The organism is Streptomyces sp. NPDC005898, assembly GCF_040629635.1.
Lineage (GTDB): Bacteria > Actinomycetota > Actinomycetes > Streptomycetales > Streptomycetaceae > Streptomyces.
The window spans coordinates 372,336-393,133 of sequence record NZ_JBEXWC010000004.1; the positions used below are offsets into that span (position 1 = coordinate 372,336).

At 71.3% G+C, this 20,798-nt stretch carries 18 protein-coding genes and 1 pseudogene; 13 read left to right on the forward strand and 6 right to left on the reverse strand.

Features of this window, described 5'->3' with window-relative positions:
- Positions 1–9: 9 nt before the first annotated feature.
- Positions 10–1,011 (forward strand): aldo/keto reductase, encoded by a 1,002-nt coding sequence (locus ABZ385_RS08930; RefSeq protein WP_358698124.1) that lies wholly within the window; start codon positions 10–12, stop codon positions 1,009–1,011.
- A gap of 42 nt (positions 1,012–1,053) precedes the next feature.
- Here ABZ385_RS08930 and ABZ385_RS08935 read toward each other — a convergent pair whose 3' ends face one another.
- The gene (locus ABZ385_RS08935) at positions 1,054–1,935 is read right to left on the reverse strand and encodes a DUF4429 domain-containing protein (protein ID WP_358581796.1); all 882 of its coding nucleotides are present in this window, start codon (positions 1,933–1,935) and stop codon (positions 1,054–1,056) included.
- A 66-nt stretch (positions 1,936–2,001) separates the two neighbouring features.
- The gene (locus ABZ385_RS08940) at positions 2,002–3,222 is read right to left on the reverse strand and encodes an alpha/beta hydrolase (protein ID WP_358698117.1); all 1,221 of its coding nucleotides are present in this window, start codon (positions 3,220–3,222) and stop codon (positions 2,002–2,004) included.
- 316 nt (positions 3,223–3,538) lie between these two features.
- Between ABZ385_RS08940 and ABZ385_RS08945 the strand changes: the two genes are divergently transcribed.
- The gene (locus tag ABZ385_RS08945) at positions 3,539–3,952 is read left to right on the forward strand and encodes a peptidase inhibitor family I36 protein (RefSeq protein WP_358910569.1); all 414 of its coding nucleotides are present in this window, start codon (positions 3,539–3,541) and stop codon (positions 3,950–3,952) included.
- Between the two features lie 57 nt (positions 3,953–4,009).
- Positions 4,010–4,090 (forward strand): annotated as a pseudogene (locus ABZ385_RS08950) (small hydrophobic protein); the annotation flags it as partial.
- A gap of 271 nt (positions 4,091–4,361) precedes the next feature.
- On the opposite strand, the gene ABZ385_RS08955 reads toward ABZ385_RS08950, so the two are convergent.
- Positions 4,362–5,225, reverse strand: a complete 864-nt coding sequence (locus ABZ385_RS08955; protein ID WP_358910571.1) for a potassium channel family protein — start codon at positions 5,223–5,225, stop codon at positions 4,362–4,364.
- Between the two features lie 198 nt (positions 5,226–5,423).
- A complete protein-coding gene (gene aceE, locus ABZ385_RS08960) occupies positions 5,424–8,156 on the reverse strand; it encodes a pyruvate dehydrogenase (acetyl-transferring), homodimeric type (RefSeq protein WP_358581789.1) in 2,733 nt (910 codons plus the stop codon).
- Positions 8,157–8,523: 367 nt separating this feature from the next.
- Here aceE and ABZ385_RS08965 point away from each other — a divergent pair, with 367 nt between their 5' ends.
- The 6 genes from ABZ385_RS08965 to ABZ385_RS08990 all read left to right on the forward strand — a co-directional run bounded on the left by ABZ385_RS08965 (position 8,524) and on the right by ABZ385_RS08990 (position 13,108).
- On the forward strand, positions 8,524–8,955 hold the full coding sequence (locus tag ABZ385_RS08965; RefSeq protein WP_358581787.1) for a DUF3052 domain-containing protein: 432 nt from the start codon (positions 8,524–8,526) through the stop codon (positions 8,953–8,955).
- 182 nt (positions 8,956–9,137) lie between these two features.
- On the forward strand, positions 9,138–9,605 hold the full coding sequence (locus tag ABZ385_RS08970; protein WP_358581785.1) for a peroxiredoxin: 468 nt from the start codon (positions 9,138–9,140) through the stop codon (positions 9,603–9,605).
- 116 nt (positions 9,606–9,721) lie between these two features.
- Positions 9,722–10,297 carry a TerD family protein gene (locus ABZ385_RS08975; protein WP_358581783.1) on the forward strand — a complete coding sequence of 192 codons (576 nt, stop codon included), beginning with the start codon at positions 9,722–9,724 and terminating at the stop codon, positions 10,295–10,297.
- A 128-nt stretch (positions 10,298–10,425) separates the two neighbouring features.
- Positions 10,426–11,001: a TerD family protein gene (locus tag ABZ385_RS08980; RefSeq protein ID WP_358581781.1), complete on the forward strand. Its 576-nt coding sequence runs from the start codon at positions 10,426–10,428 to the stop codon at positions 10,999–11,001.
- Between the two features lie 63 nt (positions 11,002–11,064).
- A complete protein-coding gene (locus ABZ385_RS08985; protein ID WP_358581778.1) occupies positions 11,065–12,210 on the forward strand; it encodes a DUF475 domain-containing protein in 1,146 nt (381 codons plus the stop codon).
- Positions 12,211–12,367: 157 nt separating this feature from the next.
- Entirely contained in the window at positions 12,368–13,108 is a 741-nt protein-coding gene (locus ABZ385_RS08990) for a Tellurium resistance (protein ID WP_358581849.1), read from the forward strand.
- 41 nt (positions 13,109–13,149) lie between these two features.
- On the opposite strand, the gene ABZ385_RS08995 is transcribed toward ABZ385_RS08990, so the two are convergent.
- Positions 13,150–14,082, reverse strand: coding sequence for a TerD family protein (locus ABZ385_RS08995; protein WP_358910573.1), 933 nt, complete (start codon positions 14,080–14,082; stop codon positions 13,150–13,152).
- Between the two features lie 256 nt (positions 14,083–14,338).
- Here ABZ385_RS08995 and ABZ385_RS09000 point away from each other — a divergent pair, with 256 nt between their 5' ends.
- The 4 genes from ABZ385_RS09000 to ABZ385_RS09015 are packed head-to-tail and all read left to right on the forward strand — an operon-like array spanning position 14,339 to position 19,034.
- Positions 14,339–15,502, forward strand: a complete 1,164-nt coding sequence (locus ABZ385_RS09000; RefSeq protein WP_358581773.1) for an HpcH/HpaI aldolase/citrate lyase family protein — start codon at positions 14,339–14,341, stop codon at positions 15,500–15,502.
- 14 nt (positions 15,503–15,516) lie between these two features.
- Positions 15,517–17,991 (forward strand): phosphoribosyltransferase, encoded by a 2,475-nt coding sequence (locus ABZ385_RS09005; protein WP_358910574.1) that lies wholly within the window; start codon positions 15,517–15,519, stop codon positions 17,989–17,991.
- The gene (locus tag ABZ385_RS09010) at positions 17,988–18,797 is read left to right on the forward strand and encodes an HAD family hydrolase (protein WP_358910576.1); all 810 of its coding nucleotides are present in this window, start codon (positions 17,988–17,990) and stop codon (positions 18,795–18,797) included. Before ABZ385_RS09005 ends, ABZ385_RS09010 begins: the two co-directional genes overlap by 4 nt.
- 9 nt (positions 18,798–18,806) lie before the next feature.
- Entirely contained in the window at positions 18,807–19,034 is a 228-nt protein-coding gene (locus ABZ385_RS09015; protein ID WP_358581765.1) for a zinc ribbon domain-containing protein, read from the forward strand.
- A 126-nt stretch (positions 19,035–19,160) separates the two neighbouring features.
- Here the strand turns inward: ABZ385_RS09015 and ABZ385_RS09020 are convergent, their stop codons facing one another.
- Positions 19,161–20,633 (reverse strand): hypothetical protein, encoded by a 1,473-nt coding sequence (locus tag ABZ385_RS09020; protein WP_358910578.1) that lies wholly within the window; start codon positions 20,631–20,633, stop codon positions 19,161–19,163.
- Positions 20,634–20,798: the final 165 nt, after the last annotated feature.

Sequence of the window (20,798 nt, forward strand, 5' to 3'; positions counted from 1 at the left end):
GCTCACGGCATGGCCACGACCCGCCTCGGCACCGACGGCCCCGAGGTCGGTGTCCAGGGCCTCGGCTGCATGGGCATGAGCTTCGCCTACGGCCCCACCGACACCGACGAGGCCCGGGCGACCCTGGAGCGCGCCCTCGAACTGGGCGTCACCCTCTACGACACCGCCGACGTCTACGGCATGGGCGAGAACGAGAAGTTCCTCGCCCCCTTCCTCAAGGCGCACCGCGACGAGATCGTCATCGCCACCAAGTTCGCCCTGGCCATCGACCCGAACGAGCCGGCGAAGCGGCGCATCGACAACTCCCCCTCCTACATCCGCTCCAGCGTCGACGCCAGCCTCGGCCGCCTCGGCACGGACGTCATCGACCTCTACTACATGCACCGCCGGGACCCGAGTGTCCCCATCGAGGAGACGGTCGGCGCGATGGCCGAACTCGTCGCCGCGGGCAAGGTCAGGCACCTCGGCCTGAGCGAGGTCACCGGCGACGAGCTGCGTGCCGCCCACGCCGTCCACCCCATCGCCGCCGTCCAGTCCGAATGGTCGCTCTTCAGCCGCGACATCGAGCGGGGCGTGGTCCCCGCGGCCGCCGGGCTCGGCGTGGCCCTCGTGCCCTACTCACCCCTCGGCCGCGGCTTCCTCACCGGCGCGTTCGTCCACGCCGACAAGGAACTCGCCGAGGACGACTTCCGCCGTCAGCAGCCCCGCTTCACCGGCGCCAACGCCGCCGCCAACGCGGCCCTGCTGGCCCCCGTCCGCACGGTCGCCGACGCCCACGGCGCGAGCCTCGGCCAGATCGCCCTGGCCTGGGTGCAGCAGCGGTCCGCGGTCCACGGCCTGTCCGTCGTCCCGATCCCGGGCACCCGCAAGCGCACCCGCGTCGAGGAGAACACCGCGGCCACCCGCATCACCCTCACCGATGACGAGCTCGCCCTGCTCGACCCCATCGCCGCGGAGGTCGCGGGCGACCGGTACGCCGACATGACCTTCACCTCGGCGGGCCGGGAGTAACCGGGCCGCACCGCCCCCGCATCGCGCCGCCGCGCCGGCCGCTCACAGCTCCGCCAGCAGCTCGGCCTTCTTCGTCGTGAACTCGTCATCCGTGAGGAGACCCGCCTGGTGCAGTTCGCCGAGGTGCCGGATGCGGTCCGCGATGTCGGCCGGGTCGCGGCGGACGACAGCGGCGACGGCCACGCTCGCGCCGACCCCGTCGCCCGGCGCGAGCGGCCCCGACGCCCGTACGGCGGCCAGGACCGACGCGGCGAACGGCAGCGACTCGTGGACCGGGCCGTAGCCGAGACCGAAGACGACGGCCGCCGGGTCCTGGTCGGCCTGCGCGGGCTGCGCGACAGGGCTCTCCCGGCGCAGCAGCCGCAGATGGCCTTCGAAGACCTCCGGTGAACGCCATTCGATGCCGCACAGGTCCGTCACGGGGAAGCTCTGGTCCCCGGCCTTCCACTTCGCCGACGAGGCGCCCGTCCAGAACCACCGGAAGGACACCTGCTTGCCGTCGAAGGACGCCTTGCCGTCGTACGCCTTGAACTGCAGTGGAGCCTCGGGCGCGGTCACCAGGTAGCGATCGCAGGGCCCGCGGTCGTGCGCCGGGAGCAGCGCCCGCAGCTCGTCCGCGTAGTACTCGGCGAGCGTCTCCCGCTCGGCCGGCAGCACCAGGCGATACGGGTCGCAGCCGTCCTTGAGCTGCCCCGCCGCCGCCTCCATCAGAGGATCGGCGCCCGGTCTCGGCACGGCATGCAGGACGACGGTCCCGCGTTTGCCCGGGGAGAGCGTCACCGCCGCGATCGCCTCAAGCGGGATACGCCGCTCACCGAGCGCTTGGTAGAGCTTCGGTGTGCGGATCCCCCGTTCGAAGCGGATGAGCACGGAGTCGGACTCGAACTCCCAGGCGGCGTGAAATCCGGCCAGAACATCACCCATGCGGCTCATCGTAGGCGGCACGCGTGCCTCCGTCCCTCCTGCGGCGGGCCGCTGTTTCGACGATTTCTACGCGCGTCGGGCCGCTGCCCCGCCAAAAAGGCCTTTCCGGCAGGCGCCGTCCCCGCTCGCGCACCGCACGTCGCGGTAGGTCCCGGTGCCGATCTCGGCGAAGTTGCGCAGGCTCTGCGTGCCGGGCTCGAAGTAACCGGTGTGCCCGGCCGCGCCCGCCGCGGACAGCACCCGCGCGCCGAAGCCGCCGGACACCGGGTCCGCGCCGTGGCCGAGCCCGCCGACCTCCAGGTGCGGCACATCCTGGATCCAGTCGTCACTGTCCCTCGCGGCCCAGACATGGGCCCCGGTCCCCAGCTGCGAGGCCTTCTCGGCGCGCATGCCGGGGCTGCCCGCGACCGTGATGTCGGTGACCCGGTCGGGCAGGGTCCGCGCGGCCACCCCGCACACCACCGAGCCGTAGCTGTGGCAGTAGAGCGCCACGGGGGAGCGTCCGGGCAGCGCCCGCACCAGGGAGTCGAGGCGTACGGCCCCGCTCTCGGCGCGCATGGCCGTGGCCGCGTCCACGCCGATGCCCACGGGCGCGGTGTAGTCGGCCCAGGCGATCACGGCGGTACGCGCGCGCGGGTCCACGGCGCGCTCCTCGCGGTAGAGCGCCTTCGCCATGCCCACCGGAGCCGAGTACTTGCGGAACGTCCGCTCGAACGTCAGCACGGTGGTGTCGACGCCGGGCACCACGACGGAGACCCGGCGCGCCGTGTCGAGGTCTCCGAAGACCTCGGCCATGCGCCCGGTACCCATGGGGTCGAAGGCGAGGACGTGCCGGCTGGGACGCATCATGACCCCGAACCGCTTCATCCTGCGCTCGGCCTCCTGCTGCCCCAAGGGCGAGAGGCGCTTGTCGCGCATGCGCTGCCGCTCCACCTTGCGGGCCTGGGCCAGGGCGATGCGGTTCGCGCGGTAGCGCAGGTCCACGGGCGCGCCGTTCATGTTGCCGACGGCGAGGGGGTAGCGGCGGGCGAGCCGGTCGCGCTGCCGCTCGTCGAGCGAGGCGAAGAAGTGGCCGAGCCGGGCGGCGGGACCGTCGGGGTCGGGCAGCGCGTGTCCGCCTATGCTGCCGCGCTCCCATGCGGAGCGCGCGGCCTCCAGGGGCGAGGATTCGCCCTTGTGGTCGCGTACGGCGGTCCAGCCCGTGGTCGCCAGCATGACGAACACGACGGCCAGCGCGAGCAGAGTGCGCCAGGCGTTGAGTTGAGGGGATGAGTCGAAGGAAGTCACTGCGGAACAGCCTAGGAGAACCCCGATGCATACCGTGCATCGCGTGAGACAGATCACGGTTTCGAGTGGGTAATCGGGGTAAAAGCGGGCGCGTTTGAGTGGTGTCGTCACGCTCCGTGTGCGGCGTGCGGGCGTGATGCGCGAGCCGGAGGTGTGGCGCAGGGGGGAACCCTTAAGGGGTGTTCTGGGGGGCTTTCGCCTATCCGGGTGACGCACATTCGTACCCCTTCCGATGGCGCGGTCGGGCGGTCCACAGTTCTGACGTGAGGTCCGCACGGCGCGGACAACTGATCCACACCACACGGGGGTTGAACACATGCGTACGACCATGCCCAGGACCATGCCCACGAGCGTCGCAGCCGTCACGGCGGCCGCGCTCACCGCACTCGCCGGGCTCAGCGCGCTGATCCTCTCTCCCGCACACCTCGCGGCCGCCGCTCCGCCGACGCTCGGCAGGTGTGACCCCGGCGCGGTGTGTTTCTGGGAGAAAGCGGGATTCAAGGGTGCGCGGCACGCCTACGAATTGACCGACATCGACATCGAGAGCTGCGTCGCGCTGCCGGAGGGGGGCAGCGCGCAGGCCGTCTCCAATCGCACCGGCCGCCCTGTCACCGCGTACCAGTCCGCGAAATGCGCGGAGACCGGTGAATTCAACACCTACCCGGGCAGCGGCACCTGGGCGCCAGAATCCCCCTACCGCGTACGGGCCTTCAAGGTCTGGGAGAGCTGAGGAGGGGTACTCGCGGTGACGGGCCCGAACCGGCCGCGTCAAGGGCGATGACGGCGGGTCTCGGGCTTCGGGCACAGCACGCGCGAGAACCCTCGCTCACGCGGCCGCACGTGGTCGCGGAGCGGGCCGGACCGCGCGCCACCCGAAATGGCCGAGCCATCCACACGATCGCCGGGCCCCTCGGGCCGAGGCCCCCCTCGGCCCGCCGGCGACCGCCTCGCCCTGGGGCACAGCCGGGCCGCTGCCTCGCCTTGAGAACGCAGCCGGCTCACTGCCTCGCCCCGGGGCACAGCTGGGCGACCGCCTCGCCCTGAGGCGTATCCGGGCCAGCGCCCGCCTTGAGACGCATCCTGGCTGCTGCCTCGCCCTGAGGTGCAACCGGGCCGGCGTCCGCCGCCCCGCCCCGGGGTCAGGCCGTCCCTCGCCCACCGAGCGCCTCGGCCTCCCCGGCGACGGCCTCGCGGGGGGCGGCCTTCCCGGGGGCGGCCTCCCCGGCCACGAGGTCCTCCACCGCGCCCTCCGCGCCCACCGGGCGAGGCGCCGAGCCGGCTCCCGACAGAGCCGTCACTTGCGCCCGCAGGGCCCGTACCTCGGCCGTCAACGCCTCGATGGCGGCCGTCTGGCGCCGTTCCTCCACGTCGTCCTTCTCGAAGCGGGCGATGAACCACGCCGCGATGTTCGCGGTGACCACACCGAGCAGCGCGATGCCCGACAGCATCAACCCGACCGCGAGCACCCGGCCGAGGCCCGTCGTCGGGGCGTGATCGCCGTAACCGACCGTCGTCATGGTGGTGAAGGACCACCACACCGCGTCACCCAGAGTCTTGATGTTCCCGTCCGGTGAGTCCCGCTCCACGGAGAGCACCGCGAGGGAACCGAACATCAGCAGGCCGACCACCGAGCCCACCACATACGTCGTCAACCTGATCTGCGACGCCATGCGGGCACGCCGGCCGACGAGCATCAGCGTGGAGACGAGCCGCAGCAGCCGCAGCGGCTGGATCATCGGAAGGATCACGGCACACAGGTCGAGCCAGTGCGTGCGGATGAACTGTCCGCGGTGATCGGTGAGGAGGAGACGCACGAGATAGTCGAAGGCGAACGAACCCCAGACGACCCACTCCACGACCGTGCAGGCCCGCGACACGGCCGGATCGGCGTCGGGCACGACGATCGGCACGGCGTACGCGATGGCGAACGCCACGGCGAGCCCGAGGAGCGGCCCCTGGGTGAGCTGCTCTAGCGGTCCTTCTCCGAGCGGCTCGTCGCCCAACGCCCCGACCTCCCGCGCCCCGACCTCCGGCGCCCCGGGCGGTCCGATCCCCGGTGCTCCCGCTCCCGGCGCCGGTCCCGAGACTTCCGCTCACCGCGCACCTGCGGCGGTCGTTCCTTCATGGGCGCATCGTAGGAAACGCCGAAGGGCGACGGGACCCATGGCCCGTCGCCCTCCGGAGGCGTCCCGCGGATGCGGCTACGCGTCGCCGCCGGCCGCGCCGGGGTCGGCAGCCGTGACGTCCAGAAGCTGGTAGCGGTCGATCGCCTGCTTCAGGACGGAGCGGTCGACCTTGCCCTCGCGGGCCAGCTCGGTCAGGACCGCGACCACGATCGACTGCGCGTCGATGTGGAAGTGACGGCGGGCGGCACCCCGGGTGTCGGCGAAGCCGAAGCCGTCCGCGCCGAGCGACTGGTACGTGCCGGGCACCCAGCGGGAGATCTGGTCGGGGACGCTCCGCATCCAGTCGGAGACGGCCACGAACGGGCCCTGGGCACCGGAGAGCTTCTGCGTCACGTACGGGACGCGCTGCTCCTCCTCCGGGTGCAGGAGGTTGTGGCGCTCCACGTCCACGGCCTCGCGGCGCAGCTCGTTCCAGGAGGTCGCCGACCAGATGTCCGCCTTGACGTCCCACTCCGAGGCGAGGATCTGCTGGGCCTCGACCGCCCACGGGACGGCGACACCGGAGGCGAGGATCTGGGCCGGGATGGCGCCCTGCTCGCCGGACTTGAAGCGGTAGATGCCCTTGAGGATGCCGTCGACGTCGACGTCCGCCGGCTCGGCCGGGTGCTGGATCGGCTCGTTGTAGACGGTGAGGTAGTAGAAGACGTCCTCGCTCTCGGGGCCGTACATCCGGCGCAGACCGTCCTTGACGATGTGCGCGATCTCGTAGCCGAAGGCCGGGTCGTAGGCGACGCAGCCCGGGTTGGTCGAGGCGAGCAGCTGCGAGTGGCCGTCGGCGTGCTGCAGGCCCTCACCGGTCAGCGTCGTGCGGCCGGCGGTCGCCCCGAGGACGAAACCGCGCGCCAGCTGGTCGGCCATCTGCCAGAACTGGTCACCGGTGCGCTGGAAACCGAACATCGAGTAGAAGACGTAGACCGGGATGAGCGGTTCGCCATGGGTGGCGTACGCCGAGCCGGCGGCGATCAGCGAGGCGGTGCAGCCCGCCTCGGAGATGCCGTCGTGCAGCATCTGACCGGTGGGCGACTCCTTGTAGGCGAGGAGCAGCTCGCGGTCGACGGCCTCGTACTGCTGGCCGAGCGGGTTGTAGATCTTCGCGCTCGGGAAGAAGGCGTCCATGCCGAAGGTGCGGTACTCGTCCGGGGCGATCAGCACGAAGCGCTTGCCGATCTCCTTGTCCCGCATGAGGTCCTTCAGGATGCGGACGAACGCCATGGTGGTGGCGATCGACTGCTGACCCGAGCCCTTCTTCGCGGTCGCGTACGTCTTGTCCTCGGGGAGCTGGAGGGGCTTGGCGCGCACGACGCGGGTCGGGACGTAACCGCCCAGGCTGTTGCGGCGGTCGTGCATGTACTGGATCTCTTCGGAGTCACGGCCGGGGTGGTAGTACGGCGGGGCGCCGTCCTCCAGCTGCTTGTCCGTGATCGGGATGTGCAGACGGTCGCGGAAGCCCTTGAGGTCGTCGACCGTCAGCTTCTTCATCTGGTGCGTGGCGTTGCGGCCCTCGAAGTTCGGGCCGAGGGTCCAGCCCTTGACCGTCTGGGCGAGGATCACCGTCGGCTGGCCCTTGTGGGCCTTGGCCGCCGCGTAGGCCGCGTAGACCTTCTTGTGGTCGTGACCGCCGCGGCCCAGGTGCAGGATCTGCTCGTCGGTCATGTTCTCGACCATGGCGCGCAGGCGGTGGTCGTCGCCGAAGAAGTGCTCGCGGATGTAGGCGCCGGTCTCGGTCGCGTACGTCTGGAACTGGCCGTCGGGGGTGGTGTTCAGCTTGTTGACCAGGATGCCGTCCCGGTCCTGGGCGAGCAGCGGGTCCCAGCTGCGGTCCCAGACGAGCTTGATGACGTTCCAGCCGGCCCCGCGGAACTGGGACTCCAGCTCCTGAATGATCTTGCCGTTGCCGCGCACCGGGCCGTCGAGGCGCTGGAGGTTGCAGTTGACGACGAAGGTGAGGTTGTCCAGGCCCTCGCGGGCGGCGATGGAGAGCTGGCCGAGCGACTCGGGCTCGTCCATCTCGCCGTCGCCGAGGTAGGCCCAGACGTGCGACTTGGAGGTGTCGGCGATGCCGCGCGCCTCCATGTAGCGGTTCATCCGCGCCTGGTAGATCGCGCCGAGCGGACCGAGGCCCATGGAGACGGTCGGGAACTCCCAGAAGTCCGGCATCAGGCGCGGGTGCGGATACGAGGACAGGCCGTGCGGCGCCTTGGACTTCTCCTGGCGGAACGCGTCGAGCTGCTGCTCGGAGAGCCTGTCCAGGAGGAAGGCGCGGGCGTAGATGCCGGGGGAGGCGTGCCCCTGGAAGAAGATCTGGTCGCCGCCGTCGCCCTCGTCCTTGCCCCGGAAGAAGTGGTTGAAGCCCACGTCGTAGAGCGAGGCGGAGGAGGCGAAGGTGGCGATGTGGCCACCGACCCCGATGCCGGGGCGCTGGGCGCGCGAGACCATCACCGCGGCGTTCCAGCGGGTCGCGTTCAGGACCTTGCGTTCGATTTCCTCGTTGCCGGGGAAGAACGGCTCGTCCTTGGTGGCGATCGTGTTGACGTAATCCGTACTGCGCATCTCGGGGACGGCCACGCGCTTCTCGCGCGCGCGCTCGATCAGCCGGAGCATCAGGTAGCGGGCCCGCTCGCGGCCGCGTTCGTCGACCGCGGCGTCGAGGGAGTCCAGCCACTCCTGGGTCTCCTCGGGATCGAAGTCCGGGACCTGACTCGGCAGGCCGCCAATGATGATCGGGTTGCGATCGGATCCGGAAGCCACGCTGTTCCTTCGCTGTTGGGGCTCTCGCCTGGGTTCTGCCTGGCCGTACACCGCTCCCCATCGTGTACCCGGCTGACGCGAACGTCATCTCTACCAATGGGTAACCGAGGCGATCGCCCAGTGTCCCTGGGGTAGGCTCGACCAAATCGCAACGATACGCCCATCCTGCCTAGCCGCTTCGCAGAGCCGTTCGGTCCCGTACGGATGAGGCGGCAGTTGCGGCGACACGGCGGGGAACGTCACCGTTTCGGCGGTCTCGGCGGCCGGGTACTTGCGCGATCCGCCCCGCCCGTGTGGACTACGGCCAATGCCCCGCGCCCGCGCGTGGCTGACAGGCATTCTCAGAAACATGATCAGGAGGCAATCCGTGAGCGCGACCGCGGACCACGCGGAGACGAACCTTGCCGTAAGGCTTGGTTTCCAGCCCGACCAGGTGGTCCAGGAGATCGGCTACGACGACGACGTCGATCAGGAGCTCCGCGAGCTCATCGAAGAGACCATTGGCTCCGAGCTCGTCGACGAGGACTACGACGACGTGGCCGATGCCGTGGTGCTCTGGTTCCGTGAGGACGACGGGGACCTGACCGATGCGCTGGTGGATGCCATCGCCTACATGGAGGAAGGCGGCTCGATCCTGCTGCTCACTCCGAAGACCGGTCGTGACGGGTACGTCGAGCCGAGCGAGATCGGCGAGGCGGCCACCACCGCGGGCCTCTCCCAGACCAAGAGCATCAACGCCGGCAAGGACTGGAACGGCAGCCGGCTGAGCACCCCCAAGGGCGCCGCCAAGAAGCGCTAGCCACCCGCGCGCCGAGCCGCGACCCCAGAAGAGTCAACCGTGAGGCCCTCGCCGACGACCATCCGTCGGCGAGGGCCTCACGCGCGTGAGTACGGGCCCACAAGGGGCACAGATCGGCGCACGTAGGGTGGTGTCACCCGAACGGCCCCATCCGAGGGGCCCCGTCGAAGGGATGCGTACCCATGGCGCTCGCTGGAATCGCCACCGGCACCAAGGCCCCGGACTTCGAGCTGAAGGACAACCACGGCCGGTCCGTGAAACTGTCCGACTTCCGCGGCGAGAAGAACGTGGTGCTGCTCTTCTACCCGTTCGCGTTCACCGGCGTGTGCACGGGCGAGCTGTGCGCGCTCCGCGACGAGCTGCCGAAGTTCGTCAACGACGACACGCAGCTGCTCGCCGTCTCCACCGACTCCATCCACACCCTGCGCGTCTTCGCCGAGCAGGAGGGCCTGGAGTACCCGCTGATCTCCGATTTCTGGCCGCACGGCGAGGTCTCGCGGGCGTACGGCGTCTTCGACGAGGACAAGGGTTGCGCGGTGCGCGGCACCTTCATCATCGACAAGGAAGGCGTCGTGCGCTGGAGCGTCGTCAACGACCTGCCCGACGCGCGTGACCTGAACGAGTACCTCGAGGCGCTCGACACCCTGTGACACTTCGGCCGCAGAGCCCGGGGTCGCCGGGAACCGGTCACTAGGATCCACTCGTTGATCCGATGGCAACGCAACGCTTGGGGCTCCCCGCCCCTGGACACCAATTGGGAGGACTAGTGGGAGTCAGCCTCAGCAAGGGCGGCAACGTATCGCTGAGCAAGGAGGCGCCCGGCCTGACCGCGGTTCTGGTCGGCCTCGGCTGGGATGTGCGTACCACCACCGGTACGGACTTCGACCTGGACGCCAGCGCGATCCTGACGAACGCGGAGGGCAAGGTCAGCAGTGACCAGAACTTCGTGTTCTTCAACAACCTGAAGAGCCCCGACGGCTCCGTCGAGCACACCGGTGACAACACCACCGGTGAGGGCGAGGGCGACGACGAGGTGATCAAGGTCGACCTCTCGGCGGTCCCCGCCGACGTCGAGAAGATCGTCTTCCCGGTCTCCATCTACGACGCGGAGACGCGCCAGCAGTCGTTCGGCCAGGTCCGCAACGCGTTCATCCGCGTCGTGAACCAGGCGGGCGGCGCGGAGATCGCGCGGTACGACCTCTCCGAGGACGCCTCGACGGAGACCGCCATGGTCTTCGGCGAGCTGTACCGCCACGGCGCGGAGTGGAAGTTCCGCGCGGTCGGCCAGGGCTACGCCTCGGGCCTGCGCGGCATCGCGCAGGACTTCGGCGTCAACGTCTGAGCCGAGCAGCCCCTCCGCCGTCCCGTCCGGCGCCGCACATGTCGAAGGTGCGGCGCCGGACGCGCTCATCACCCCGTGCCCCCGCCACCGCGGGGACACCGCCGTCACCACCGGGGAGGACCACGAACATGGGCGTCACACTCGCCAAGGGAGGCAATGTCTCCCTCTCCAAGGCCGCACCGAACCTCACCCAGGTCCTCGTCGGCCTCGGCTGGGACGCGCGCTCGACCACCGGCGCCCCCTTCGACCTCGACGCCAGCGCGCTGCTGTGCGGCGCGGGCCGGGTCCTCGGCGACGACTGGTTCGTCTTCTACAACAACCTGAAGAGCCCCGACGGCTCCGTCGAGCACACCGGGGACAACCTCACCGGTGAGGGCGACGGCGACGACGAGTCGCTCCTGGTCGACCTCTCGCGGGTGCCGGCCCACTGCGACCGGATCGTCATCGTGGTCTCGATCCATGACGCGGACACGCGCGGTCAGGCTTTCGGCCAGGTCAGCAACGCGTTCATCCGGGTGGTGAACCAGGCGGACGGGCAGGAGCTGGCGCGCTACGACCTCAGTGAGGACGCCTCCACGGAGACCGCCATGATCTTCGGGGAGGTCTACCGCCACGGCGGCGAGTGGAAGTTCCGCGCCGTCGGGCAGGGGTACGCGTCGGGCCTGCGTGGTATCGCTCTAGACTTCGGGGTCAACGTTTCGTAAAGCCGGGACCGGCGCGGGGGAGACCGCTGAACGGGAGCCCGTACACACACGATTGGGTAACCAGTGATTCTGAAAACCTTCGGCTGGTCGTTCGCGGTGACCGCGCTCGGCCTTGTCGCCGCGGTGCTCTACGGGGGGTGGACCGGGTTCGGCGTCGTCGCGATCCTGTCCGTCCTCGAGATCTCGCTGTCCTTCGACAACGCGGTGGTCAATGCCGGAATCCTGAAGAAGATGAGTGCCTTCTGGCAGAAGATCTTCCTCACCGTCGGTGTCCTGATCGCGGTCTTCGGCATGCGGCTGGTCTTCCCCGTCGTCATCGTGGCCATCAGTGCCAAGATCGGTCCGATCGAGGCGGTCCGCCTCGCGCTCAACGACAAGGACCGGTATCAGCAGCTGGTCACCGACGCTCACCCGTCGATCGCCGCCTTCGGTGGCATGTTCCTGTTGATGATCTTCCTCGACTTCATCTTCGAGGACCGTGACATCAAGTGGCTGGGCTGGATCGAGCGCCCGCTCGCCAAGCTCGGCAAGGTCGACATGCTGTCGGTCTGCATCGCGCTCGTCGTGCTCCTGATCAGCTCGATGACCGTCGCCACCCACGCCCACCAGCACGGCGGCATCCATGTGGACAAGGCGCAGACCGTCCTGATCTCCGGTATCGCCGGCCTCATCACCTACCTCGTGGTGGGCGGCCTCTCCAGCTACTTCGAGAACAAGCTGGAGGAGGACGAGGAGCGCGAGCACGAGGCCGAGGAAGAGGCCAAGCGGAGCGGCAAGAAGGTTCCCGCCGTCGTGATGGCGGGCAAGGCCGCGTTCTTCATGTTCCTCTACCTGGAGGTCCTGGACGCGTCCTTCTCCTTCGACGGGGTCATCGGCGCCTTCGCGATCACCAACGACATCGTCCTGATGGCGCTCGGCCTCGGCATCGGCGCCATGTACGTCCGCTCGCTCACGGTCTACCTGGTCCGCCAGGGCACCCTCGACGACTACGTCTACCTGGAGCACGGCGCGCACTACGCGATCGGTGCCCTCGCCGCCCTCCTCCTGGTCACCATCCAGTACGAGATCCACGAGGTCATCACCGGTTCCATCGGCGTCCTCCTGATCGCCTGGTCGTTCCTCTCCTCCGTGCGGCGCAACAAGCGGCTCGCGGCGAGCGAGGGACAGGGCAGCTCCGGAGAGAAGACCGAGGTCCCGTCCGGGGTCTGACACCGACCGATTCCCGCACCGGGCCGGCCGATTCCGCACCGCGGAGTGTGACGGCGGCCCCGGTGAGGAACGCTCTGTGCGGGGCGGCCGTCGAGGAGGAGTCCTCATGGCCGCCCCTTCGCCGTACGTATGGGGCACGAGGACACTTGGGGGCGGCATGTCCTTCTGGGACGGTCTGTGGCGAGGACGATCGATGGACTTCGATTCGGGCGGCGCCGCGACCAACTCCATCGAACTGACCAAGCGCAACCCGACGGTCTCGCTCAGCAAGCAGGGCGCGGCCACCGGCAATCTGCGCGTCAACCTCTCCTGGCAGATGCGCACGTCCGACTTCATGGGCAAGCAGCGCCGCCGCGGCGGCCTGCTGCGGCACCCGCTCAAGCTGTTCCAGCCCGACGTGGTCCAGGCCCACACCCAGGGCGTGGTCAACGTGGACCTCGACATCGGCTGCCTGTACGAGCTGATGGACGGCACCAAGGGGGTCGTGCAGCCGCTGGGAGGCTTCTTCGGCAGCCTCAACGCGCCGCCGTACGTGAAGCTGAGCGGCGACGACCGGTTCGGCTCGCCCTCCGGCGAGACGATCTACGTCAATCTCGACCACCGCGAGTCCATCAAGCGGCTGCTGGTCTTCGCGTACATCTACGACCAGACGCCCGCCTTCGACCGCACGCACGCCAAGGTCACGCTCTATCCCAGCAACGGGCCGAGGATCGAGATCGACCTGGACGAGCGCCAGCCGCAGGCCCGCTCGTGCGCCGTGGTGTCCGTCGAGAACGTCAAGGGCGAGCTGGTCGTGCGGCGCGAGGTGAAGTTCGTCTACGGCTTCCAGGCCGAGCTGGACCGGCTCTACGGCTGGGGACTCCAGTGGGGCCGGGGCTACAAGACCAAGGTCGGCTGAGCCCGAGCGCCCCGGGCGTCCGGGCCGGTCCTCCCCCGACCTCAGCGGGGCAGGAACTGCGGCCCCTGGGGAGGCAGCCGGAAATTCGGGTCGGGCAGGAAGGCCGCCGGCTGCGGATAGCCGTACGAGGGAGCCGGCGCCGGTGGCGGTCCGCCCAGCGGCGCCGGATGCGTGGGAGCCGCCGGAGGGTAGCCGTACGCGGGCTGGGGCGCCGGGTACCGGGGCGGCTCCGGGGGATGGCCGTAGGAGGGCTGCGGGGACGGCCGCGGGCCGGGGTGGGCCGCGGCCGGCCGGGGCAGCGGCTGCGCGACCGAGGGCGGCGGCTGGACCAGGGACGGCTGCGGCTGCGGCGCGCTCTGCTGGGGCGGCAGCGGGAAGTACGCCGCGGGCGCGGCGGGCACGGCCGCGGTGGGCGCCGTCGCGCCGGAGTCCGTGTCGTCCACGGAGATCCCGAAGTCGGAGGCGAGTCCCTCCAGGCCGTTGGAGTAGCCCTCGCCGAGCGCCCGGAACTTCCAGCCCTCGCCGCGGCGGTACAGCTCTCCGCAGATCAGCGCGGTCTCCTCGCCGGTCTGCGGGGTGATGTCGAAGTAGGCGAGCGGCTCGCCCTCGGTGACCGCGGCGTCGTACAGGAGGATGCGCAGCGACGGCACGTGCTCGAAGGCGACGCCCTCCGCGGAGGCGGCCAGCAGGACGCGGCTCACGCCGGCCTCCATACCGGCCAGATCCGCCTGGATCGTGTCGGTCAGGCCCTCGGCGGCCCGCTTCTTGCCGAGCCGCCAGACCGTGCCGCCGGGGTGGCGCGGCTGGTTGTAGAAGACGAAGTCCTCGTCCGAGCGCACCCTGCCGTCGCCGCCGAGGAGCAGCGCCGACGCGTCGACGTCGGGCACGCCGTGGCCGGGGGTCCAGCGCAGCACGGCGCGGACCGCCGAGGCCTCCAGAGGGACGTTGGACCCCTTCAACATCGCGTGCGTCATGCGGTCATCCTGCCTTCCCCCGCACGGGCGGGACAACGCGGGGGCTTTCCCGGTCCCGACCGCGTCGACAGACCCCTGACCTGCGGGTGGTGCGAGCGTGCGACGGTTGTGTGGTGAGGGTGTGCGACATGGCCGGGTTACCTGAAGTTCATGCCCGGAGGGAACCCCCGGCACCCGTCCCTACGTACTATTACCGGCCACATCACAACGGTCCATGCCGACGAAACAGGCGATAACGGCGGAAAAAGGGAATCTCATGCGTCATTTCGGGCACATCGCCCCAGAGGTGCGACAGCGCATCTTCCACCGGGAGCCCTGTGCCTTCGGCGCGGACTCCCCGCCCCACCTGCTCGCATCCGCGCTCGGCGCCACGCTCTACAGCCCGGCCACCCGCCCCCGCCTCGCCGACGACATCCTGAAGCAGGCCGGCCGCGGCGTGACCTCCATGGTGATCTGCCTGGAGGACTCCATCGACGACTCCGAGGTGGCCGACGCCGAGGAGAACCTCGTCCGGCACTTCTCCGACCTGGCGGAACGCGGTCAGGAACCCCCGCTGCTGTTCATCCGGGTCCGGGCCGCCGAGCAGATCCCCGACCTGACCCGAAGGCTCGGACCGAGCCTTCGGCTGTTGTCCGGATTCGTCCTGCCGAAGTTCACCGAGGAGCGCGGGGTTCCGTTCCTGGAGGCCATCGTCGCCGCCGAGGCGGACGGGGGGCGCCGGCTCTTCGCCATGCCGGTCCTGGAGTCGCCCGAGCTGCTGCACCTGGAGAGCCGCGCCGAGACCCTCGCCGGGATCGCCCGCACCGTCGACAAGTACCGCGACCGGGTGCTCGCGCTGCGCCTCGGCGTCACCGACTTCTGCTCGGCCTACGGACTGCGCAGACCGCCGGACATGACCGCCTACGACGTGCGGATCGTGGCCTCCGTCATCGCGGACGTGGTGAACGTTCTCGGCAGGGCCGACGGCACCGGCTTCACCGTGACCGGGCCCGTGTGGGAGTACTTCCGCGCCCAGGAGCGCATGTTCAAGCCGCAGCTGCGCCGCAGCCCCTTCCTGGCGGGCCGCGCCGAGGAACTGCGGCAGGCCCTGATCGAGCACGACATGGACGGCCTGCTGCGCGAGATCGAGCTGGACCGCGCCAACGGCCTGCTCGGCAAGACCTGCATCCACCCCTCGCACGTGCTGCCCGTGCACGCCCTGTCCGTCGTCAGCCACGAGGAGTTCAGCGACGCCGAGGACATCCTGCGCCCGGAGCGCGGTGGCGGCGGCGTCCTGCGCTCCTCGTACACGAACAAGATGAACGAGGTGAAGCCGCACCGCGCCTGGGCCGAGCGGACCCTGCGGCGGGCCGAGGTCTTCGGCGTCGCCAGGGAGGACATCGGCTTCGTGGAGCTGCTCACCGCCGGGTTGCCCGGCTGATGAACGTGAGGAACATGACGTACGTGAGACAAGACGCGGTGTGGTCGGGGAGCTGGGTCGCCGAACGGCTCGGGGTCGATCTCGACGGCGACGAGGCGCTGCCCGGCCTGCTCGGCCTCGCGCTGCGCCGCAACCCCAAGCGGGCGCACCTCCTGGTGTCCAACGTGCTCGGCAAGCACGTGCCCCAGCACCCTTCGGTCGTGTACGCGGCCGGGCACGACCTCGGGGTCCGGGTGCGGGCCCTGCTCGGCGACGACGAGGCCGGGCGGGCCGTCGTCCTCGGCTACGCGGAGACCGCGACCGGCCTCGGCCACGCCGTCGCCGACGGTCTCGCCCTCGCGCCCTACCTGCACTCCACCCGGCGCCCCGTCGAGGGCGTCGCGCGCGCGGGCGGCTTCGAGGAGGCCCACTCGCACGCCACCTCGCACCTGCTCCTGCCCGAGGACCCCCGCCTGCTCGCCGGGGACGGCCCGCTGGTCCTGGTCGACGACGAGTTCTCCACCGGCAACACCGTCCTGAACACCATCCGCGACCTGCACGGGAGCTTCCCGCGCGAGCGGTACGTGATCGTGGCGCTGGTCGACATGCGCTCGCCGGACGACCAGGGCCGCCTCGCCGCCTTCGCCGACGAGATAGGGGCCCGCGTCGACCTGGTCGCCCTGGCGTCCGGGACCGTGCGGCTGCCCGACGACGTCCTGGAGAAGGGGCGGCGCCTGGTCGCCGAGCACGAGACGGACCCCGCCCCGCCGCCCCCGCGCGAAGAGCGCGGCACGGTCTCCCGCGTCGAGCTGGACTGGCCGGCCGGAGTGCCCGACGGCGGGCGGCACGGCTTCACGCCCGCCCACCGGGAGCGGCTGCGCGCGGCGCTGCCCGGCATGGCCGAGCGGATCGCGCGGGCCCTGCCGGACGGCGCGCGCCGCGTTCTCGTCCTCGGTTTCGAGGAGCTGATGTACGCGCCGCTCGCCCTCGGCGTGGAGCTGGAGCGGCAGGTGGGGGCCGAGGTGCGGTACTCCACCACGACCCGCTCGCCCGTCCTCGCTGTGGACGACCCCGGCTACGCGATACGCACCCGCCTGGTCTTCCCCGCGCACGACGCGCCCGCCGACGGGGCCGGACCACGGTTCGCCTACAACGTCGCGGGCGGCGGCTTCGACGCGGTCGTCGCGGTGGTGGACTCCGTCGCGGACACCCCGTCACTGCACGCCGCCGACGGCCTGTTGGCGCAGCTCTCCGCGCACACCGCACAGGTGCTGCTGGCCGTCGTCCCCTCGTACGTCCCCTCCCGCGTCGCCGCGACGCGGGACGCGGACGTCCCCGAAAGGTCCCCCATGCTCCCCGAGCCGCTCCGTGGCCCCGCCTTCTCCTCGTACGCGCCCGACGACGTGGGCTGGCTGCTCCAGGACCTCTCGGGCGTGACGCTCGAAGCGCCCACCGAGGAGCGCGAGGAGGCGATCCAGAGCGGTGGCGCGCACTACGCCGAGTCGCTGCCGGTCGAATACCAGCCGAGCGAGCGCTACCAGGACCTGTTCCGTGCCGCGCTCGACACCTCCGCCGCCCGCATCGCCCAGGCCGTCGGCACCGTCACCGACATCGTCCTCGCCGAGCGGCCGCCCCGCCCCGTCCTCGTGTCGCTGGCCCGCGCCGGCACGCCCGTCGGCGTCCTGATGCGCCGCTGGGCCGCCCACCGGCACGGGATCGACCTGCCGCACTACGCGGTCTCCATCGTGCGCGGCCGCGGCATCGACGCCAACGCGCTGCGCTGGCTCGCCGCCCATCACGACCCCGCCGACATCGTCTTCGTCGACGGCTGGACCGGCAAGGGCGCGATCACCCGCGAACTCGCCGACGCCATCAGGGAGTTCGAGGCAGACGGCGGCGCGGTGGGCTTCCGCCCCGAGATCGCGGTGCTGGCCGACCCCGGCTCGTGCGTGCGCACCCACGGCACCCGCGAGGACTTCCTCATCCCCTCCGCCTGCCTCAACTCCACGGTGTCCGGCCTGATCTCGCGCACCGTGCTGCGCGCGGACCTGGTCGGCCCGGACGACTTCCACGGCGCGAAGTTCTACCGCGAACTGGCGGACGCCGATGTGTCCGGACACTTCGTCGACACGGTCGCCGCCCACTTCGACGCGGTCGCCGGCGCGGTGGACGTCCAGGTCAAGGACGCGCTGTCCGCCGACAGGGCGCCGACCTGGGAGGGCTGGGCCGCCGTGGAGCGCATCAGCGAGGAGTACGGCATCCACGACGTGAACCTCGTCAAGCCGGGCGTCGGCGAGACGACCCGGGTGCTGCTGCGCCGCGTCCCCTGGAAGATCCTGGCCCGCACCGGAGCGGGGGCGGACCTCGACCACATCCGGCTGCTCGCCGAACAGCGGGGCGTACCCGTCGAGGAGGTCGGTGAACTCCCGTACAGCTGTGTGGGGTTGATCCACCCCAAGTACACGCGCGGCGCGACCGGCGCGGACGGCAGGGCGGTGGCGTCCCAGTGACCCGACTCGTCGCCAGCGACCTCGACCGCACCCTCATCTACTCCGCCGCAGCCCTCGGCCTGACCATGCCCGACGCCGAGGCGCCGCGCCTGCTCTGCGTCGAGGTGTACGAGGGCAGGCCGCTCTCCTACCTCACCGAGACCGCCGCCGGCCTCCTCGAGGAACTGGGCCGCGGCACGGTCTTCGTGCCGACCACGACCCGCACCCGCGAACAGTACGGCCGCATCCATCTCCCGGGCCCGCCCCCGCGCTTCGCGATCTGCGCCAACGGCGGGCACATCCTGGTCGACGGCGCCCCTGACCCCGAGTGGCGTGCGCGGGTGGCGCGCCGCCTGGCCGACGAGTGCGCCTCGCTCGACGAGGTCCGCGCGCACCTCGTGCGCACCGCCGACCCCGCCTGGCTCCTCAAGGAACGCGTCGCCGAGGACCTCTTCGCGTACCTCGTCGTCGAGCGCTCGATCCTGCCCGAGGGCTGGGTCAAGGAGCTGGGGGAGTGGGCCCTGGCCCGCGGCTGGACCGTCTCGCTCCAGGGCCGCAAGATCTACGCCGTGCCGCAGCCGCTCACCAAGAGCGCGGCGGTCCGGGAGGTCGCGCGGCGGATCGGCGCGGACGAGATCCTCACCGCCGGCGACTCGCTGCTCGACACCGACCTGCTGCTCGCCGGCGACCGCTCCTGGCGCCCCGGCCACGGCGAACTGGCCGACACCGGATTCGTCGCGCCGGGCCTGACGGTGCTGCCGCAGCGCGGGATCGCGGCGGGGGAGGAGATCCTGCGGGCATTCCTCGGGGCGGGGAAGCCCGGTTAGCCTGTGCGCATGCCTCGATACGAGTACCGGTGCCGGTCCTGCGGCGACACGTTCGAACTGAGCCGTCCGATGGCGGAGTCCGCCGATCCCGCGGTGTGCCCTGTCGGGCATGAGGACACGGTGAAGCTGTTGTCGACCGTGGCCGTCGGAGGGTCCTCCTCGGCCTCCGCGCCCGCGTCCGCGCCTCGCGGGGGCGGCGGGGGCGGGGGCTGCTGCGGTGGGGGCTGCTGCGGCTGAGGGGGCCTGAGGGCTGGCTGCGGCTGTCCGGGGGCGCCCCTACGAGGGTCCGAGGGAGCCCCTGTGCGGGCACGTGCGGGTGCGTGAGGGTGCGTGTCCCTTATGGGTCTTATGGGCGCGTGTCCCTCACGCGCCGTGGCCGCGCTCCTCGCGGATCTGCGTGACCACGCGGGCCACCGTGGCGCGGACCGCCTCCGTCTCGGTCAGGAAGTGCCAGTAGTCGGGGTGGCGGCCCTCCAGGGACGCCACCGCGCGGTCGAGGCGGGCCACCGAGTCGTCCAGTGGGCGGGCGTGGCGCGGCTCGGGGGTCTGGCGGCCCGCCATGGCCAGTCGCTGGGCGTCGCGGATCGCGAACCGGGTCCGCTCGATCTCCTGCTGGGGGTCCTTCGCCACGGCGTTGAGCCGCTGGAGCCGGTCACCGGCGGCGGAGACCGCCTCGTCCGTGGAGTTCAGCAGGGCCCGGACCGTGGAGAGCAGCGCCGTGGCGTCCGGCCAGCGCTGCTCCTCGCGGGCCTGACGGGCCTCCGTCAGCTTGGCCTCCGCCTGGTGCACGCTCTGCGCCGCCTGCTCGGGCACGTGCTGGAGGTCCTGCCAGCAGGCCAGCGTGAACCGCCGGCGCAGCTCGCTGAGGATCGGCTCGACCTGGCCGCTGCGGGTGGTCAGCGCCTGCGCGCGGGTACGCAGGGACACCAGCCGCCGGTCGATCTCGGCGGCGCGCTCGGGCAGCCGCTCGGCCTCGGCGCGCACGGCCTCGGCGTCGCGCAGCACGCGGTCGGCGCGCTGCAGGGTCTCCGGTACGCCGTGCCGGCCAGCGCCCTGGTTGAGCTTGGTCAGCTCGGGGCCGAGGGCGGCGAGGCGGGCGGCCAGGTCGTCGGCCTTCAGGCCCGCGGCCCGCACCGCGTCCAGGGCGTTGCTCGCGGCGAGCAGCGTCTGGCGGGCCCGCTCGACGGCGGGGGCGAGGCGGGCCAGTTGGGTCTCCGCCTTGTCCAGCAGCGGGCCGAGCCCCTGCTGGAAGCGGTCCAGGTCGGCGCGGACCTGGGTCAGCTCGTCCGTGGCCCGCGTCAGCTCGGCCCGGGCCCGGGACGCCACCGAGGCCTCCAGATCGTCCCGGTCGAGGTCGTGGGCGTCCACCGCGCTGATGTACCGGCCGCTGGCCTCGTCGATGCGGCGGCCGATCGCCGCGAAGTCGGAGACGGCGCGCTGAGCGGCGGGCGAGGAGTCGACCGCGGTGATCGTCTCGATGGAGATCCGCAGATCGCGCTGGGCGGTGTCCAGTTCGTAGAAGGCGGCGGCCGCGGCGTCCTTCGCGGCCTGCGCCTCGGCCCGCTCGCTCTCGCCGCGCCCGCCGAACCACCGGCGCGTGCCGCCGCCCGCGAACGCGGCCGGGGCGATGAGGGCGAGCAGCGGCAGGGGCAGCAGGGCGAGGGCGAGAACGTCCCGCAGAGCTCCGCGGGCGCCACCACGGGGGGCACGGGGGGCACGGGGGCATACGCTCCCGCCACTCAAGCCGACGCCCTCCCTGGACCCGCTCCCGCTCCCGCTCCCGCTCTCGGTCTCCGATCCGTCCGGTGTGTACGGCTGCCAAGGTGTCGCCGTCACTATCCCTCTCCCGTGCTGTTCCGCCCTGTCCGCCCTGCCCCGGTGTCACATTCTCCCACCGGTGAGGGACGAACACACGGGCCGATCAGTTCGCGGCGCGCGCGATGGGCCCGCGGCCTTCGCGACGGGCGGACGGGTTTGCGGGGCACCGCCTGCGGCAAGGTA

What these genes read in the sequence shown, in the direction of transcription:
- ABZ385_RS08930 (WP_358698124.1), top strand. Translation starts at nt 10, where the DNA reads ATGGCCACGACCCGCCTCGGCACCGACGGCCCCGAGGTCGGTGTCCAG.
- ABZ385_RS08935 (WP_358581796.1), bottom strand. Translation starts at nt 1,935, where the DNA reads ATGGGTGATGTTCTGGCCGGATTTCACGCCGCCTGGGAGTTCGAGTCC.
- ABZ385_RS08945 (WP_358910569.1), top strand. Translation starts at nt 3,539, where the DNA reads ATGCGTACGACCATGCCCAGGACCATGCCCACGAGCGTCGCAGCCGTC.
- ABZ385_RS08970 (WP_358581785.1), top strand. Translation starts at nt 9,138, where the DNA reads ATGGCGCTCGCTGGAATCGCCACCGGCACCAAGGCCCCGGACTTCGAG.
- ABZ385_RS08980 (WP_358581781.1), top strand. Translation starts at nt 10,426, where the DNA reads ATGGGCGTCACACTCGCCAAGGGAGGCAATGTCTCCCTCTCCAAGGCC.
- ABZ385_RS08990 (WP_358581849.1), top strand. Translation starts at nt 12,368, where the DNA reads ATGTCCTTCTGGGACGGTCTGTGGCGAGGACGATCGATGGACTTCGAT.
- ABZ385_RS08995 (WP_358910573.1), bottom strand. Translation starts at nt 14,082, where the DNA reads ATGACGCACGCGATGTTGAAGGGGTCCAACGTCCCTCTGGAGGCCTCG.
- ABZ385_RS09000 (WP_358581773.1), top strand. Translation starts at nt 14,339, where the DNA reads ATGCGTCATTTCGGGCACATCGCCCCAGAGGTGCGACAGCGCATCTTC.
- ABZ385_RS09005 (WP_358910574.1), top strand. Translation starts at nt 15,517, where the DNA reads ATGACGTACGTGAGACAAGACGCGGTGTGGTCGGGGAGCTGGGTCGCC.
- ABZ385_RS09015 (WP_358581765.1), top strand. Translation starts at nt 18,807, where the DNA reads ATGCCTCGATACGAGTACCGGTGCCGGTCCTGCGGCGACACGTTCGAA.